At 49.3% G+C, this 13726-nt stretch carries 9 protein-coding genes; 8 read left to right on the forward strand and 1 reads right to left on the reverse strand.

From position 1 onward, the window contains the following. Positions 1-423: 423 nt before the first annotated feature. Genes J2736_RS26820 through J2736_RS26830 form a run of 3 tightly spaced genes read left to right on the forward strand, consistent with a single transcriptional unit; the run spans position 424 to position 4680 of the window. Positions 424-1377, forward strand: a complete 954-nt coding sequence (locus J2736_RS26820; protein ID WP_397341679.1) for an ornithine cyclodeaminase family protein — start codon at positions 424-426, stop codon at positions 1375-1377. Positions 1378-1389: 12 nt separating this feature from the next. After that, positions 1390-2550, forward strand: coding sequence for a dipeptidase (locus J2736_RS26825; RefSeq protein ID WP_310501650.1), 1161 nt, complete (start codon positions 1390-1392; stop codon positions 2548-2550). Between the two features lie 12 nt (positions 2551-2562). Then, positions 2563-4680 carry a CocE/NonD family hydrolase gene (locus J2736_RS26830; protein ID WP_310501651.1) on the forward strand — a complete coding sequence of 706 codons (2118 nt, stop codon included), beginning with the start codon at positions 2563-2565 and terminating at the stop codon, positions 4678-4680. Positions 4681-4991: 311 nt separating this feature from the next. Here J2736_RS26830 and J2736_RS26835 read toward each other — a convergent pair whose 3' ends face one another. Beyond that, entirely contained in the window at positions 4992-5645 is a 654-nt protein-coding gene (locus tag J2736_RS26835; protein ID WP_310501652.1) for a transmembrane-type terpene cyclase, read from the reverse strand. 328 nt (positions 5646-5973) lie between these two features. Here J2736_RS26835 and J2736_RS26840 point away from each other — a divergent pair, with 328 nt between their 5' ends. The 5 genes from J2736_RS26840 (at position 5974) to J2736_RS26860 (ending at position 13132) form a co-directional block, all read left to right on the forward strand. Further along, a complete protein-coding gene (locus tag J2736_RS26840) occupies positions 5974-7713 on the forward strand; it encodes a methyl-accepting chemotaxis protein (protein WP_310501653.1) in 1740 nt (579 codons plus the stop codon). Between the two features lie 127 nt (positions 7714-7840). After that, complete coding sequence (locus tag J2736_RS26845) at positions 7841-8602, forward strand: GTP pyrophosphokinase (protein WP_310501654.1); 762 nt, start codon at positions 7841-7843, stop codon at positions 8600-8602. A gap of 85 nt (positions 8603-8687) precedes the next feature. After that, on the forward strand, positions 8688-8912 hold the full coding sequence (locus J2736_RS26850) for a DNA-binding protein (RefSeq protein ID WP_310501655.1): 225 nt from the start codon (positions 8688-8690) through the stop codon (positions 8910-8912). Between the two features lie 4 nt (positions 8913-8916). After that, a complete protein-coding gene (locus tag J2736_RS26855) occupies positions 8917-9351 on the forward strand; it encodes a DUF6526 family protein (protein WP_310501656.1) in 435 nt (144 codons plus the stop codon). Between the two features lie 154 nt (positions 9352-9505). Then, positions 9506-13132 carry an Npt1/Npt2 family nucleotide transporter gene (locus J2736_RS26860; protein ID WP_310501657.1) on the forward strand — a complete coding sequence of 1209 codons (3627 nt, stop codon included), beginning with the start codon at positions 9506-9508 and terminating at the stop codon, positions 13130-13132. Positions 13133-13726 lie beyond the last annotated feature (594 nt).

Consider the following 13726-nt stretch of genomic DNA (forward strand, 5'->3'; position numbering starts at 1 on the left):
CCCCAGAGGGGATAAGCACGGAGGAGCCGAATGCGATGACCCGCACGTTCGGTTCTGTGAGAGGCCCATGCAACTATGCATGGGCCTACTCTATTGAATAGTTCGATATTTCCGAACTAAATCGGCGATTTCTTGCGAAAAAAGATGAATAGTTGGATTTTACCTAACTAAATGACCATTTTTCGCTGTTAGCGGCCGTTTATGGCGATTTAGTTAGGCTAATTCGGACTAATGAAGCATGATGAATGCCGACAGTGCAAATAGTTAGGCGATTTCGGACTAATGGAGGTAGCAGTTTTCACCGGAAGGAGTCGCGGATTCCGTCCATCTATCTGAGATTCCCCCGCGACCATTGTCTTTGCTATAATGTAAAAAAAGACATAAAGCAGGTGATTCCCTATCCTAGTCATCAAATCAAACGAAGTGCAAGAACTGCTTGCCATGCCAGCTTGTATTGAAATCATGGAGGCTGTGCTCGCTGATCTAACGAATGGACAAGCCGTACAAGCGTTAAGATCCGTTGTTCCGCTGGATGGCGGCAACGTGATGGGGCTGATGCCCACTTATTTGAAGCGGGATGAAAAAGTTGGAGCTAAAGTGATTACCGTTTTTCCTGGTAATCATGGAAAAGGCTTCCCGTCCCATCAAGGCTTTGTCTCTCTGTTCAATTCGACCAACGGTCAATTGGAGGCGATTGTGGATGGCACCCGAATCACCGCCATCCGCACGGCAGCGGTCAGCGCAGCAGCAACGAAGTTGCTGGCTAAGCCCGAGGCCGCGACCCTTGCCGTGATCGGCACGGGCGAGCAAGCCCGCACGCACATCGAGGCGATGCTGCTGGTGCGCCCGATCACGAAGATCCAGGTATGGGGGCCGAATCCGGCCCATGCCGAAAGATTGAGAGCCGAGACGGCAAGCCGCTATCCGGCTGTCGTCGTAGAAGCTGCACCCTCCGCTCAGGCGGCTGTGGCGGAGGCAGACATTATCTGCACGGTGACGGCGTCGACGACGCCGATCGTGCAGGGCGCCTGGATCAAAGCAGGCGCGCATGTGAATGCCGTTGGCGCCTGCCGAGCCAAAGACCGCGAGCTCGACACCGAGCTGGTGCAACGGGCTGAGCTGTTCGTGGATCGCACGGAGTCCGCTGTGAACGAAGCAGGTGATTACCTGATCCCTCTGCAGGAGGGGGCGATCGGTGAGGACCACATTTTAGCTGAAATTGGGGAGCTGTTGGTAGGCTTGAAAGCAGGAAGGCGCTCTGCCACGTCCATCACGCTGTTCAAATCGTTAGGACTCGCCTGCGAAGATCTCGCAGCAGCGCACTACATTTACAAAGAAGCAATTCGCACACACAAAGGAATCCACATTGACTTCTAGGAGTGAGCATCGATGAATTCGACAGAAGGACTATATCCATTCAATCTTACGCCAGAGGAAGAAGAACGCGCACGCGAGCTGCATGAGAGTTCGATTATTATTGATCTTTTGTTCCAGGGACCGCTGTCCCCGAAGGCGATTCCAGAGGCCATTTCCGAGAGTATTCGGGAGGCGTGTGAGCCTTTTAAGGAGGATTCATGGGTATACAGCGCGATGCCGAGCAAAATCATTCACGACATGGCAGCTCGCGGAGAAATCTCCGAGTTCAAAGACGAATGGTACCGTTCGGGTATCACCGCAGGCAATCGTCAGTTGGACGTATCAAGTGTGGACAAGATCCTGATTAGCATGGGCGATATTCAGCGTCAGTTTGATGCGAATGACTGGCTCGTGAAAGCAGTGACGGCGGAGCAGATTCGCGCAGCGAAGGCTAACGGCTTGAAGGCGGGCATTGTGACCGCACAGGAAACTGACGGATTAGGCAAAAATCTGGAGCTGCTCGAGGCGATGTACAATTTTGGGCTGAGAGTGCTGCAGCTTACCTATAACAATCAAAATTATATTGCTTCCGGCTGTATGGAAGAGGCGAATGGCGGCGTGAGCAAGTTTGGGATGCGTTTCATTGCCAAAATGAATGAGTTAGGCATCATCGTCGATACAAGCCATTGCGGCAAGCAAACGACGCTGGACGCGTGCCGACTTTCGACAGCGCCAGTGATTGCTTCGCACACCGGGGTAGAGAACATTTATCCGCATAAGCGCTGCAAAAGCGATGAAGAATTCCAGGCCATTGCCGCAACGGGCGGCGTGATTGGCGTGTTCGCGATGCCGTGGTTCGTCCACGGGGATCCAAATGATACGACGATCGATCATGTGCTCGATCATATGGATTATCTCGTCCGACTGGTCGGCGTGGACCATGTCGGTATTGGCACCGACTGGCCGATGAGCGATGTGGCGTGGTCGTTGGTTTATTTTAAAGAGCATATTGCGCCTCGCATTGGGTTCGCCAAAGGGGATGGACCTTCGACGGAAACGGTGAAAGGATTGGAGAAGTACAGCTATTTTATTAATTTTACCCGTGGTCTGGTGGCAAGAGGTTATTCGGACGAAGATGTTCGGAAAATGATGGGCGGAAACTGGCTGCGTGTGTTCGAAGCGGTGTGCGGATAGGAGATGGCGGAGATGAATGTGGGAACGACAGTTTATAAATTGTATGCGGCTGGCGTGTATGAGGGGACGATTCGTTTTACAGCGAGTGCCATTATGCATGCTAAAGTAGATGCACGTCGGCGGACGCAGATGCAGGAGAATGTGTTGGCCGAGACGGCGGGCTACATCCTTCCTTTGCACAAAATTAGTGCGAATCAGTCCCATTATGCGGGTGCGGAGTGGCAGGGTGAAGCCGTCGTGCTGGGCAATGGCGAGCGTTATGAAAAGCATATCCAATACACGGGTGAAGTAGCGGGCAGAGGGGTCGTTTCGCAGGTATGGGCTTTGCGTAAGGATACCGCGCTCGATATCGTGACGGTGGATGGCTGTGTGGTGGCATTCGTGGCACCGAACCGCTATGGCATGGAAGTGCTGGTTGTGGATGGCTATGAGGGGGTGACACCGCTTAGGGAATACGCGGATTCGCTGCTTTCGGAGGCGCGCTATGGCGTGAACGACCTTGGGACTGATTTAGTGCCAATGCGTGATGGCGTTCGTTTGGCAACGGATGTGTATTTGCCTGAGGGCGTAGCGCCTGGTGCCAAGCTGCCGACAATCCTGATCCGCACGTGCTATGACCGGAATATGCGGAAGACGTTTTTTAAAAGATGGGCGAACAAAGGCTACGCCGTCGTCAATCAGGATGTTCGTGGGCGAGCTGATTCCGAAGGGGAGCTCGTGCCGTTCTTCTATGAGCGCGACGATAGCGCGGATACGATCGATTGGATCGTCGCGCAGGACTGGTCCGACGGCAATGTTGGCATGTGGGGCGCTTCGTACCTCGGCTACGTAGTCACAGCCGCAGCGACTAGCGGGCACCCGAACTTGAAGGCCGTCGTGAACGAAGTGAACGTCGGTTCGCCGTTCGTGGATACGGTGCGCAAGGGCGGTACCGTGTGTTCGTGGCCTTTGCTGTGCTGGACGTTGGCGCAGTCGGTGGGAACGCGGACGGATTTTGATATCTTCGCGGGGAAGACGGTCAGCCCGGAGAAGGCTGTTGATGCAAGGCCGATCCGTGAGATACCGCAGCAGATGATCGGTCGGGCCTCCGGCCCATGGGATATTTGGAGCGAGCATCCGGAATATGATGATTTCTGGCGCGATTGCACGTATAGTGAGCGCGGTGATCAAGTGAAGGTGCCGATGTTTGTGATCTCAGGCTGGTATGATGGCGACAGTGCCGGTGTGTCGGAGACATGGCGGATGCTAACCAAGCATGATGTGCCAAACCGCAAAATCTGGCTCGGCCCCTGGGAGCACGGCCCGAATCGGGCCCGTGATCTGCTCGACACCAGCTTTGGGAACGATGCGGTTGTGTATAACTATGATGTGAACGTGCTGCGCTGGTTCGATCGGTTTTTGAAGGGCGTCGCCAACGGCATCGAGCAGGAGCCTAGGGCTAGTTATTATGTGGTCGGCACGAACGAGTGGCGCGTGTCCGATGATTGGACGCCGAGCGAGGCGACGGCGACGAAGTGGTTTTTGGGCAGCGGAGGGCGAGCGAACTCGAGCCTTGGGGATGGCGTGCTGACGCTGGGTTCTCAGGCGCAGCAGGCGGATTCGGATGCGTACGTGTACAATCCGGAGGAGCCCGTGGCGGACAGCGGCGAGCGTGAGCCGGAGAACATGCGGCGGCATGAGCTGCGCAGCGACATCCTCGTGTACACGAGCGAGGTGTTGGCGGAGCCCGTGACTGTGGCGGGCGAGCTGTCTTGTGAGCTGTACGCGTCGAGCACAGGCGTGGACACGGATTGGGTTGTGACCTTGAGCGATGTGGACCCGAAGGGGAACTCCATCAAGCTGTCCAACTACATCGTGCGGGCGAAGTACCGTGGCGGCTTGGACGCGCCGGCGCTGCTGACGCCGGGGCAAGTCGAGAAGTACGATATTTTTATGCAAAATATCGCACATACCTTCCCGGTCGGGCATCGCTTACGATTTACGGTGACTTCGTCCAGTAAGATGATTGCGTTCCCGAACACGAACACCGGCTTGAATCCGTATGAGGATCCGCAGCCGATTGTGGTGACGCAGAAGATTTATCACTCGGAGGCGTATCCGAGCCACTTGAAGCTGCCGATTTTGGCGTAGCGAAATAAATGAAAATTAGCTGACGCATAAGTAGAATTCTTCTACCTATTGTCAGCTTTTTTATTGGAAGGGTTGGCTAATTCTTTGCACAGGGGGAACGTAGATACCTTATTTGGCTGGAATCGCTTAATATCGAATCCGTGGGGAACGTGGATGCGCTAATTGGCTGATTTTCGTTATTTATCGAGTGTTTTCGGCAAAATAGAGCATTGTAGTTCCCCTTCTATGATGATTTCCCCTATTTATCCGCAATTAGGACATCCTCGTTCCCTCGAGGGAGGGAGTGAGGACGTAAGGAGTTCCCTTTTTTGCTAAGCGCGGAGGGTAGGTGCCAGTTGGACATTCGACCCTTTCGTCATGTGGAGAGCGCGATGAACGATCACAATGTATACAATGTCTGCTGCCGTAGTGAGCACAGCAAGCAGTAGTAATAAAATGGAGTCCGGGTACAGCGAGTAGCAGAGTACGGATGCGCACAGGGTGCCAATCATTTTGTAATAAGCGATGTAAATAGTCTGACCTTGGAGCCCTTGCTTAAAAGGCAGCTTAATAAACAGAAGGGACATCATCAGATTGATGCCAAAGGCTGTGTATTTTCCCTCTTGATCATGAAATTCAACGATCATGCCGACATGGAGCAGCAAGGCTATGACAAGTAAGGAAAAGATCGCAGGTAAGAGCAGACGTGGCGGATATTCGGGTTTGGCAAAGTAGACAGCTTGGAACAGGATGACACAATCCAGAAGAAGCCAAACGAGCGAAACAATCATCTGCAGCGGGTGGAAAGGCATCACGAAGGCGAATAGAAACTCCCACGTAATATTAGCGCAAATAGCGGGAATTGGCATGCCGCAGGAGCGATCCTTGAATCCTTGGATAATGATGAGGATATAAGTGACTGTCCAAAATATAGCTAGTCCATATTGCAGGAAGAGCTCCATTTGATTAGGCAGCAAGTGTTGCATCACCATAGTGGGACGCACATCCTTTCGAGGGTGTCTCTTTCTATTGCTATGTACAACCTTCTGAAAAAAGAAGAGGAACTTGTCTTCTCCAGACGATCAGGTTGAGAGAGAAACGGAGGAGGGTCAGTTTCGTATATTTGCTGATTGAAGTGAGATGCTCGAGATTAACTGTCTTTGACCATTTTGTGACTAAAATTGGAAAAATGTTAGTTAAACTCATACTGAGTTAATAGTTTCTATGGAATTCTCCTTACAATTTTCCGATAACATAGGCTTGGGATAAAGAGAGAGAGAAAATTCTCATAAATTGAAATATCGGAGGATTTGGATGCAAGCGAGAGCTAGATTAGAAGAGTGGATGAGACGTACGCAGGTAAAAATGGATTTGAAGCAAAAACTTATTGGTTCCTTTGCAATTATTCTGCTGTTTATGGGTATTTTGGGTCTTACCGATATGGTAAGAATGAAAAATATGAAGCAGGATATGACGGAAATTGCTCAGAACTGGATGGTCGGAACGCAGCTGATTCAGGAATTCAGTTATTTGACGGAGCATATTGCCAAAGATCTGGTAGGTCTCCAAGGTCAGAAGGATGCCTCAGTGAAGTTAGAGTTATCGCGTGATATTCAAACGACGATCATCAAAGGCGACAAGACGATAGATAGTTATGGCACCTCGCTAGCTAATGAAGAAGATAAGAAAAATTACAACATGATTCTAGAACAATGGGGCAATCTAAAAAGCAATTACGTCAAGTACACGAAAGCAACTGACGAGATTGAAATAATTAGGCTCTATGATGAGCTGACACAAAGCTATAATTTTGTTCAAACGATAAGTCGCAAAATGGTTGCTTTCAATCAACAGGGCGCAGATGAAAGTGTGGAAAAGAATACAGCCGCGTATCGCAGCAGTATCGTAAGCGGTGTTAGTCTATTGATCCTCGCCGTGTTGTTATCTGTTGCAATTACATGGGCAATTGTGCGTAACATTACGAGACCCGTTATTGCCGCATCTCACGTGCTGGATCGCATGGCAGAAGGGGATCTGACGGCGTCGGAGCTGCATTTTACGAATAAAGACGAAATTGGCGTCCTCGTTCAAGCGGTAAATGGCATGATGCGTCAAATGCGCGAAGTCATGGCCCGCATGCAGGAATCATCCAGCGCTGTCGCCTCCTCTTCCGAGCAATTGTATGCGAGCTCGGAGCAAAATAGCGAAGCCTCCCAGCATGTTGCTGTGGACATTCAGACGATTGCCGCAGAAGCAGAAACACAGCGCATCAATGCGTTGGAGTGTGCTCGCGCCATGGATGAAATAGCAGTTGGCGTGCAGCGCATTGCGGAAACGACGTCGGACGTGTCCGATCTATCGATTAACGCATCTGAACAAGCACGCAACGGTCAAGCGGATGTTAAGCATGTCACGATGAGTATGCACGCTTTAAGCAGTGCGGTTACACAGGCGAATCAGACGATTCACCAGTTGGCTGAACACTCGCAGAATATTGGTAAAGTATCACAAATGATTGGCGAGATTGCGACGCAGACGAATCTCCTCGCCTTGAATGCTGCTATTGAAGCAGCACGTGCTGGTGAAGCTGGTAAAGGCTTCGCTGTAGTGGCTGAAGAAGTTCGCAAGCTAGCTACGCAAACAGGGGAGTCAGTTGGTGCGATCAGAGGCGTGGTTACCAACATTCAAAAGGATACCGAAGAAGCAGTAAAAGCGATGGATGCTGGACTCGTTGAGGTACAAAAAGGACTTCAATCCGTCGATCGTACGGAACTGAGCTTCCAAGCCATTGTTCGCTCCGCAGACGAAGTGGCTTCCAAGATTCAAGAAACAGCAGCAGCTGCGCAGCAAATGGCCGCAAGTTCACAGCAAGTCTCCGCCACGGTCACGAACATGGAGCATGTCGCGAAGATAACCTCGGAGTTGTCACAGAGTGTGGCAGGGGCAACGGAAGAACAGCTGGCGTCCTCACAGGAGGTTACATCATCTTCTCAGATGCTCGCAAGTATCGCCCAAGACTTGCAAGACGTGATCAATACGTACAAAATGAACTAATATACATACAACGGACACTTAAGACACCCTCGTGGTGTCTTTTCTGCTCGCAATATTTGCTTCTGGCGATCTCCGTGATTTAAACTAGCAGAGAACAGCATTATATGACCAAAGGATGGAATTCCGTATGAATATGCTCACGAATCAGTTATCGATGAATGATTTGAAGAAGTTCAAGAACGACATCACCCGATTCATGATGACCTATAAGTTTGCTTTGGACGAAATGGAGACTAGGATTGATATCCTCGTTCAAGAATTCGAGATGCTGCATGAATATAACCCAATTGAACATACAAAATCGCGGTTGAAATCACCGGAGAGTATTTTTCAAAAGCTGATGAGAAAAGGCGGAGAGCTCTCTTTCGAAGGCATAAAAGGTAGCGTGAAAGACATCGCTGGCCTGCGAATTACATGCTCGTTCGTGTCCGATATTTATGTGATCTCCGAGATGCTGAGAAATCAGAACGACCTACATATTTTGAGCGAAAAAGACTATATCAAAAACCCGAAGCCCAATGGGTACCAAAGTTTGCATTTGCTGATTGAAGTGCCTGTCCATATGTCGGACCGCGAAGAGCGCGTCTGCATGGAAGTTCAAATTCGGACGATTGCGATGGACTGTTGGGCGAGTTTGGAGCATAAGATATTTTATAAGTTTAGTGAAGGTAACCAAGCTGTACCTGCCCGTCTCTTAGAGGAGTTAAAGCAAGCAGCGGCATCCGCGGCAGCACTCGATTCACAGATGGAACGGCTGCATGCCGAGATCAGCGTGATTAAGGAAGAACAGGCGGATATCGCCGAAGATGCCATGAATCAGATTATGATCAGTAATCAGCAATTCCCGTTGCCGAAAGCGCTGCTTGCCCTCATGAGTGAAGAGCAGTAGTCCTAGGTGGCAGATGAAGGTAATTGGGTGATGCAGCAGTTTTCGTGCTATAATAGAAGGATCGGATTGAGAAGGGTGCGAAAACATGCAATCATTTGAAGACTGGAATCAAAAGGTGAAGACAACCTTCAACGCGACTAGCAATGAAGCGGTACTCACGGTAATGGAAGCGGGCAAAATTTTAGGTATGTCGAAAGATCAGATGAAGCAATATGTGGACAAGAACAATTTAACGAAAGTGCCGATTATGCGAAGTGTGCACCGTTACCTTTTATTAGAGAGTGAGATTACTGAGATTGTGGGGAAATAAGTAGATGAAGGTTCAAAATTATGTCAATCATCGACGTATGCATCCGTTGTTTCACTATGCATTTTCATTGTTGGCGCTAGGCTTAGTGGTTCTATCCATTATGGATCTAATTAACGCTATACAGGCTGATGATCAGGTGTTGCCAGCGGTTATGTTTGTCCTCATTGCAGTCATCGTGGTTGTGATTTTTCTCTTGATACGTTCTTACCCAATCAAAGCACAGGATCGAGCGATTCGAGCGGAGGAGAACCTACGGCATTTCGTTCTGACACAGGAGTTGTTGGATAAAAAGTTAACGATAGGTCAAATTACGGCCTTACGTTTTGCATCGGATGAAGAATTTCCTGCACTTTGTAAGAAGGCGGCAGCAGAGCGAATGGCCCCAGATGCGATTAAGAAAGCGATTCGCAGTTGGAGAGGCGACCATTTTAGAATTTAATAAATATCTACTGGAGGAAGACACATCTGCGGATGATGTCTTTTTTTGTGTTGTTTCACACAATTTCGCGCAAAAAGTAGTTATTTTTTCCTAGGACTTCTGGTACAATTTTAGGGAGAATCGTAAGGGTTTAATTTCAGAATGAGGTGGCTTGGTGAGCAGCAGTATAAGTAAAACGTATCATTCTTTTATAGATAAAATTACGGAGGATAAGAAGGAATATAGGAAGGTATTTCTACTATTTGCGTATCTATTCTTTGTAGTATCCGCTTCAACAATCGGCCGAACGGCGGCGGACACACTATTTCTAAGTCGATTTGATAATTCCTATTTGTCTTTGATGTACTTGCCGCAGGCACTCGTCATGATTACGGCAGGGATTGTGTTCCAACGATACTCTCCCAAAGTACGCTTAGAAACACTGCTGAAACTGATGATTCCGCTGATCTCGACGTTCGTTTTGATCTCTAGATTCGGTGTGGGGATGGAGCTGCGATGGGTATTTCCCGTCATTTATATCGGCTATGATGTGTTCAATTTTCTGATGATCGTCTGCTTCTGGCAGTTCGCTACATCGGTGATGGACCAGCGCAAGGCGAAGCAAATGATTGGACTTGTGGGCAGCGGGGGAATTATGGGCGGGATTCTAAGCGGATTCGGTCTCAAAGTCCTTGTTCCACTTGTCGGTACGGCGAATTTGATTTACGTGTATGCGGGACTGCAATTACTAGGTCTTGTTGCAGTGTTTGTTATTTTGGGCATGACCAAAGACAGCGGCGATTCGAAGCCAGCCCAGATGCGTAAACCTACTGCAAAGTCATCCTCCGTGCAGCAAAAAGGTGGCCTTTTCGCGAGTGTGCCGCATCTCAAATATGTCGCTATCTTGGCCGCAGCGCTCGTCGTTTCGTTAACATTAATTGACTATCAATTCAAAGTCATTCTACGCGGCACCTTGCAAAACGAAGCATTAGCCGGCTTCATGGGAAGCTTTTACGGCTTCTCTGGATTGATTGCCCTCTGTGTGCAATTGTTCGTCTCGGGGCGTGTGATTACGCGATTCGGTGTGATGACAGCGCTGTTGATTTTCCCGATTGCGCTCTTCGCGGGGAGTCTCGGCATACTTGTATTGCCGGTACTTGCTATGGCGGTTGTTGTCAAAGGTAGCGATAAAGTCGTCGGCGACACGATATATTCCTCGGTCAGCCAATTAGTGATGTTTCCGGTCCCTCCTGAATGGCGGAATAAAGCGAAAGGTTTCTTGGACGGGATTGTCCGAAATGGTGCCAAAGGACTTGCGGCCATCTGTCTTCTCCTCGTTACACGATTCGTAGCCCCTGAGAAGCTAAGTTATCTCGTGTTAGTTTTGCTTGTCGTAGGTATTTTTGCCGGTATCAAGGTAAAGAAAGCATACTTAACAACACTCTTATCGAATCTCAAAACAGGCGGCGACGACTTGCAAAAGGTCGAGCTGAATCTCATGGATTCTGCTACGCGGCAAATCTTAATGGATACGCTGCATGGTTCGGACAAGCAGCAAGCGCTGTATGCGTTTGGGCTTTTGAAGGAGATGAGCTCTTTCGACTTAACTCCGCATCTAGAGGGCTTGCTGCAACACCCTATACCTGAAATGCGTTTAGAGGCCCTGGCCTACGTGGAGTTGAGGGTGCCTGAAGGTTTTGAACCGACCCTGCAGACCTTAATTGCATCAGATCATGTACAGGTTAGAGCCAAGGCTATTATTGCCCTCTCCGCCTACGCGAATGAAGATTATGTCGATGAACTAACTGTGAATTTAGAGGACCCGTCTGTTGAGGTTCAAGCGGCAACAATTGCTGGCTTGGTCAAATACTACAGTATTGAAGGCATGTTCCGTGCGGTAGGGAAGCTGAAAGCTATGATGGAAAGCGGACACGAAGAGGAACGAATCGCGATGGCGGCCTTGTTCGGACAAATCCGTGTGAAAAACTTTTACAAGCCGCTCATTTCGCTTTTGCAGGATCATAGTCCACAAGTTCGTATTCGTGCTTTGGAGTCAGCGGCAATTCTACACGTTCCTCCGTTACTTGTGCCGATCATTGGGATGTTAAAAGATAGCCAAACTCGGCGCTATGCCATTGATGCACTTGCGGCCTATGACGAAGATGATGTGCTGCCGCACTTGGCACCCTATTTAGAGCAGCAGGAAGTAAGCTTGTATTTGCCTTCGGTGTTTGAGCGAGTGGGGACACAACGGGCGATGGACATGTTATTTACTTGCTATGAGAAAGCGCCCTATGCGCTGCGCGACCGTATTCTAGAAGCGTTGCAACGGATGAGTAAGCAATTGCCTCAGCTGGATGGCCGGAAAGTGGAGGCCTATATTTTGCAAGAATTGCAGCTGTATGCACAGTTTGCTGAACATGGTTCAAGCGTGATTGGCGTAGAAGAATTTACGGAAATTGAGAAGATTATTGGTGAAATACGTACAGCGATCTCACGGCGTGTTTTCTTACTGCTAGCATTGGTAAATGATGCTCAGACCATGCAGGCGGTATATCTGGACTGGTCCGAAGGGGATTCACGTCAACAGGCTAACGCCGAGGAGGTTATCGATCAGACGCTTCAAGGCGCTTTGCGCACGGAGATGGCCAAGTTCATGGCTGGTTCGCGGAAGCTGACGAAAGTATCCGTCAGTAAGGTCGAGCTTAATCTGCATCTGAGCTGGTTAGCCGAGCAAGGAGACGAATGGCTGACGCAAACGATCCAGTATCATACACATCGTAAGACAGATTCGTCAGCAAATGTGGAGCTTGCAGATCTGATGCATCGTGTGCAGCTGCTTCGTCGAGTTTCCCTGTTTCAGGGTCTCACGAGCAGAGACTTGTCGGTTATTGCTAAGCGATTGCATCAAATGGTCATCACCCAAGGAAATACCATTATTAAAGAGGGCGATCCAGGAGATTCCCTCATGCTGGTAGATGAGGGCAGAGCTGGCGTATATCGCAACAATCAGCTCCTCGGAGGATTGAACTCAGGCGATTGCTTTGGCGAAATGGCGATTCTGACATATAGTGCACGTACAGCTACCATACGTGCGGAAGAAGATATGGTACTGTGGCGGTTAGACTCGTCTGTGTTCTACGATATGATGTTTGATCAGACGAGCATTGCTGTTGAAATGATGAAGCTGCTTTCCCGCAGATTGCGCTCTGAGCTGGAGCGTGGTCAAGGGAAAGCTGTAGTTGCGCCGCAGAAGGATGAGCCTGTGCAAGAACGTGTGCAAGAGCCAGATAAGCAGGATGCAGCAGCGCAGTCCGAGCTGATCCTTGCACAGGATGAGGCGGCTGCAGTGGGGATGAAGCCAACTGCGGATGCCAAGGAATTGACGAGGGATGAAATCATTTTACGACGTATCCTCGTCCTGCAGAAAATCGACCTCTTTGTGCATCTAGGCCCAAATGATTTCATGTGGTTGGCGCAAATGGTCGAGGAAGTTGCTTATGACGCTGGTGAAGCGATCTGTCGCGCAGGTGACTTCGGAGACACCATGTATGGGATCATCGAGGGAAGCATCCGCGTCCACCGTGGCAGCGAGGAGTTCGCGCTGCTGAGTGAAGGAGCCTTCTTCGGCGAGATGGCCATCATCGACAGTGGCCCACGTTCGGCGGATTGCACCGCGAAGGAACCAACCGTACTGCTTCAGCTGCATCGTGATCTCGTGCTGAGTTTCTGCTTCCAGAACATCGATGTTCTGCGCAGCATGATGCGCGTGATTGCGGATCGTCTGCGAGGCATGATCTAAACTAGTGAACAGAAAAGGCGTCCAACCCGTGTTAAGGGGCTGGACGCCTTTTTGGTAGGAATTTGGGAGAGTGAAACGACCACCCATCCAATCAGCCCATGAACCACTCTAATAACTGGATTTTCTCCATCTTTTCAGAAGGCTACGCGAGATAAGGTGATCGCATCATCTTAACTTGCGCGTGTTCTCATTTTTACTGGAAATAAAGTGATGGTATAACGCTAAAGCGTTGAAATACGCAGGAAACTTCGATTTTGGAGCTTTTAGAGTTATCGCATAACGTTATTATTCAGCCCATCGTCCATTAGAACTGATTAACGTTATCCCGTAACGTTAATTAATGTAGTTTCCACCTACTTGCACGACCACCCATCCAATCAGCGCATGAACTACGAATAACTGGATTTTCTCCATCTAATTGAGGCTGTTTCACGCATTTGAAGGATTAAATGTATTTCCTACAGTTAATTTTGGGGTTTTCACCCGATTCCCCAAAATTGCAAAGAATTAGCTGTATATTTTCCAGTTATTTGTAAAAACACAGTATATTTACGGAAATTAACTGTATTTTATACAGGTAAAGTATAGGCATTC

The sequence above is a fragment of the Paenibacillus qinlingensis genome, from assembly GCF_031455095.1.
Lineage (GTDB): Bacteria > Bacillota > Bacilli > Paenibacillales > NBRC-103111 > Paenibacillus_E > Paenibacillus_E qinlingensis_A.

Coding starts and splice junctions, on each gene's coding strand:
- J2736_RS26825 (WP_310501650.1), top strand. CDS start 1,390: ATGAATTCGACAGAAGGACTATATCCATTCAATCTTACGCCAGAGGAA.
- J2736_RS26830 (WP_310501651.1), top strand. CDS start 2,563: ATGAATGTGGGAACGACAGTTTATAAATTGTATGCGGCTGGCGTGTAT.
- J2736_RS26835 (WP_310501652.1), bottom strand. CDS start 5,645: ATGCAACACTTGCTGCCTAATCAAATGGAGCTCTTCCTGCAATATGGA.
- J2736_RS26840 (WP_310501653.1), top strand. CDS start 5,974: ATGCAAGCGAGAGCTAGATTAGAAGAGTGGATGAGACGTACGCAGGTA.
- J2736_RS26845 (WP_310501654.1), top strand. CDS start 7,841: ATGAATATGCTCACGAATCAGTTATCGATGAATGATTTGAAGAAGTTC.
- J2736_RS26850 (WP_310501655.1), top strand. CDS start 8,688: ATGCAATCATTTGAAGACTGGAATCAAAAGGTGAAGACAACCTTCAAC.
- J2736_RS26855 (WP_310501656.1), top strand. CDS start 8,917: ATGAAGGTTCAAAATTATGTCAATCATCGACGTATGCATCCGTTGTTT.